This window comes from Petrotoga sp. 8T1HF07.NaAc.6.1, from assembly GCF_016772115.1.
GTDB classification, from domain to species: Bacteria; Thermotogota; Thermotogae; order Petrotogales; family Petrotogaceae; genus Petrotoga; species Petrotoga mobilis.
In genome coordinates this window covers 1-2,850 of the sequence record NZ_AUPG01000032.1, presented here as the reverse complement: position 1 = coordinate 2,850, position 2,850 = coordinate 1, and the positions used below count along the sequence as shown (strand labels likewise).

At 36.3% G+C, this 2,850-nt stretch carries 3 protein-coding genes and 1 pseudogene; 3 read left to right on the top strand and 1 reads right to left on the bottom strand.

Annotated elements, in window-relative coordinates; translation table 11 throughout:
• Positions 1 to 632 precede the first annotated feature (632 nt).
• Genes NAAC61_RS10445 through NAAC61_RS10435 form a run of 3 tightly spaced genes read left to right on the top strand, consistent with a single transcriptional unit; the run spans position 633 to position 2,426 of the window.
• Entirely contained in the window at positions 633 to 1,625 is a 993-nt protein-coding gene (locus NAAC61_RS10445; RefSeq protein WP_202695997.1) for an AAA family ATPase, read from the top strand.
• On the top strand, positions 1,585 to 1,893 hold the full coding sequence (locus tag NAAC61_RS11425) for an AAA family ATPase (RefSeq protein ID WP_443146893.1): 309 nt from the start codon (positions 1,585 to 1,587) through the stop codon (positions 1,891 to 1,893). The genes NAAC61_RS10445 and NAAC61_RS11425 overlap by 41 nt, the downstream gene beginning before the upstream one ends.
• Positions 1,894 to 1,895: 2 nt before the next feature.
• Positions 1,896 to 2,426 (top strand): hypothetical protein, encoded by a 531-nt coding sequence (locus NAAC61_RS10435; RefSeq protein WP_202695995.1) that lies wholly within the window; start codon positions 1,896 to 1,898, stop codon positions 2,424 to 2,426.
• A gap of 221 nt (positions 2,427 to 2,647) precedes the next feature.
• Here NAAC61_RS10435 and NAAC61_RS10430 read toward each other — a convergent pair.
• Positions 2,648 to 2,850 (bottom strand): annotated as a pseudogene (locus NAAC61_RS10430) (Rpn family recombination-promoting nuclease/putative transposase); the annotation flags it as partial.

Here is a 2,850-nt window from a genome sequence, read left to right as displayed (position 1 = left end):
TTTTAACTCTTTAGTTAATCTTCTACGGAATCGTTTGCTGAGCAATCTAATTTCAAATTCTTTTCTTCCTTCAAGTTTACCTTCCAATCTAGCTTCTTCTCTTTCCCTTTTTGATATTTCTTCTAATGTGTCCATTCTTGGCACCCCCATTTCTTCTAACTCAAGTATAATGAGCTTTATAGCGCCCCTTCGCCCCGCTGCCCGCCCATAGAATTAGTGAAGAGTTTTCTCTGTTAACTTAATTATATCATTTCTTTTTGAAGGTGTGCTATTTTATCACATAACTTCTGTATAATGAGCTTTATAGCGCCCTTCCCCCGCTCCCCACCCATTAGGAAAAGGATCTTTGTTAGTGGCCTTTCACCCCGCTCTGAACTTATTAGGAAAGGGCCTTAATAACGCCCTTATCCGGCTCCGCTCCCATAAGGAAAAGATTCTTTTGTCCTTTCACCCCGCTCCTCACTCAAAAGGAAGTAGGACCTTTACCCTTTCGCTGCGCTGCCTTCCCTTTTATGGAAGGGACTTGCGGGGTCCCTAACCCAGCAGGTGGGAAGGCTTTGCCCGTGCCCATAAAGTTTGAAAAAAATAAGAGAAATTTTGATATAATATGATTAGGCAGAGGAGGTTAAGCCATGGCCATAAAAAGAATACGAGTGAAAAATTTCAAGAGTTTCAAAGATCTAGAAGTAGAATTAGGAAAGTTTAATCTTCTAATTGGTGCTAATGCTTCTGGAAAATCAAATTTTATACGGATCTTTGAGTTCTTAAGGGATATAGTAAAGCATGGGTTGGATAATGCAATTTCTATGCAAGGGGGCAGTGAATATCTCAGGAATATAAATATTGGTCCGTCCGAGGATTTTTCATTAGAAGTTGTTTCTGATCAAGAGTTTAGAAGAGCGATAAAAAAGAAAGAAAAAGGGCCATTAGGGATGATAACATATGAAACGATTTATAAGTTTACTATTAATTTTAATAAGACAGGGTCGGGATTTAAAATTGTTGAGGACAAAATAACTCAGAAATGTAAATTCGTTAGATTAGAAAGGCCAAAGGAAAAGACAAAGGGCAAAGAAGAACTTGGGGAAGGTGAGATTCTTTTTTCCAACGTTGAGGGGAAACTTAAGGTCGACTTAAAGTTACCCCCTGAGTTGCCGATAACAAAGGATGATGTATTCCCACGAATCTTAAGAGAAGAAAAAATACCACCCAAAACCCTTCTCATCGAACTTCCTTTATTCCCATTCATATTTCCTCCATCAGAGGCAATTTTCAGTAGTATTTCAATATACGATTTTGACCCTAAGCTTCCTAAAAAGGCAGTGCCAATTACTGGAAAGATGGAATTGGAAGAAAACGGCGAGAATTTAGCCATCGTTCTCAAAAACATTTTAGAAGACAAGGAAAAGGAAAGGAAACTCTCTAACTTAGTGAGGAACCTTTTGCTTTTTGTAAACAAACTGGATATAGAGAAATTTGCTGACAAGTCGTTACTTTTTAAATTGGAAGAAGTATATGCTCAAAATCAATACTTGCCTGCTCCTTTGATTTCCGACGGAACCATAAATATTACAGCCCTGATTATTGCCTTATATTTTGAAAAAAAAATTACTAACTATAATTGAAGAACCCGAAAGAAATATACACCCATCTCTTATTTCCGGTGTTGTGCTGATGTTGAAAGAGGCATCACAGAAGAAGCAAATTATTGTTACCACCCACAACCCGGAGATGGTGAGGCATACAGATTTAGAAAGCATTCTACTTATCTCTCGAGATAAAGAAGGCTTTTCCAACATTTCCAGACCTGTTGAGAAAAAAGAGGTAAAAACATTCTTAAAAAATGAGATAGGAATCGAAGAACTTTACGTACAAGATCTTCTGGAGGCATAATCATGGCCTATGAAAGGTTATACATTCTCGTCGAAGGGGACGATGATAAAAGATTCTTTGAGAAAATATTAACTCCTCTCTTTGAGGGAAAATATGATCAAGTTAAGGTATGGAAATATGCACAACAGAAAAAGGAGAAGGTTAGTAAATTTCTTGAAAGCATTAAAGCATTGAGTGCGGATTATATCTTTGTATCAGATATTGACCGTACACCATGTGTAACAGCAAGAAAACAATATATACAAAGTAAATTCAAGGAGATTGACAAAGATAGGATAATAGTTGTAATAAGAGAAATAGAAAGTTGGTACCTTGCCGTATTAGATGATAAGTCTTCTAAAAGGCTTGGCATTCGTTATTCAAAAGCTACAGACAATGTTACTAAAGAACAATTTAATAATTTAATCCCAAGAAAGTTCGATTCCAAGATAGATTTCATGCAAGAAATTCTAAAGTGCTTTAACATAGAAACAGGAAAGCACAGAAATACATCCTTCAGGTATTTTCTTGACAAGCATAATTGCGAAGTTTAAGGCGCAGCTGCAGCGGGCGAGCTGTAGTTTAAAGGTGCAACAATTCCTTTTCCTCACGGGTGGGTTACATGGTGAAAGGGCGTTAATAAAAATATCCTTTTCCTCACGGGTGGGGAGCGGGGGAAGGACGCTAATAAAAATATTAAAGAGATATCACTCCTCCTAAAGCAAAAAAGAGGAGTGATATCTATTTTAAATACTCAAAAATCTACCTTCTACAACTACTTCAATATTTCTTTTAGGTCTTCTAATGTAATACTAAGAATATTTTTCTTTATTTGGTTTATAGTTTCTTCATTTGCTTTTCTGATCTTTTCTTCTAAACTTTTATCGAAATCTTCTCCAAACCTTTGGTTTAGAATTTCTATGATTAATTCTTTTCTTTCTTCAAGTTTTCCTTTCCTTTCACCTTCTTTTACACCTT

Excerpts from the sequence above, each read along its gene's own strand:
- NAAC61_RS10435 (WP_202695995.1), top strand. The coding sequence starts at position 1,896 with ATGGCCTATGAAAGGTTATACATTCTCGTCGAAGGGGACGATGATAAA.
- NAAC61_RS10445 (WP_202695997.1), top strand. The coding sequence starts at position 633 with ATGGCCATAAAAAGAATACGAGTGAAAAATTTCAAGAGTTTCAAAGAT.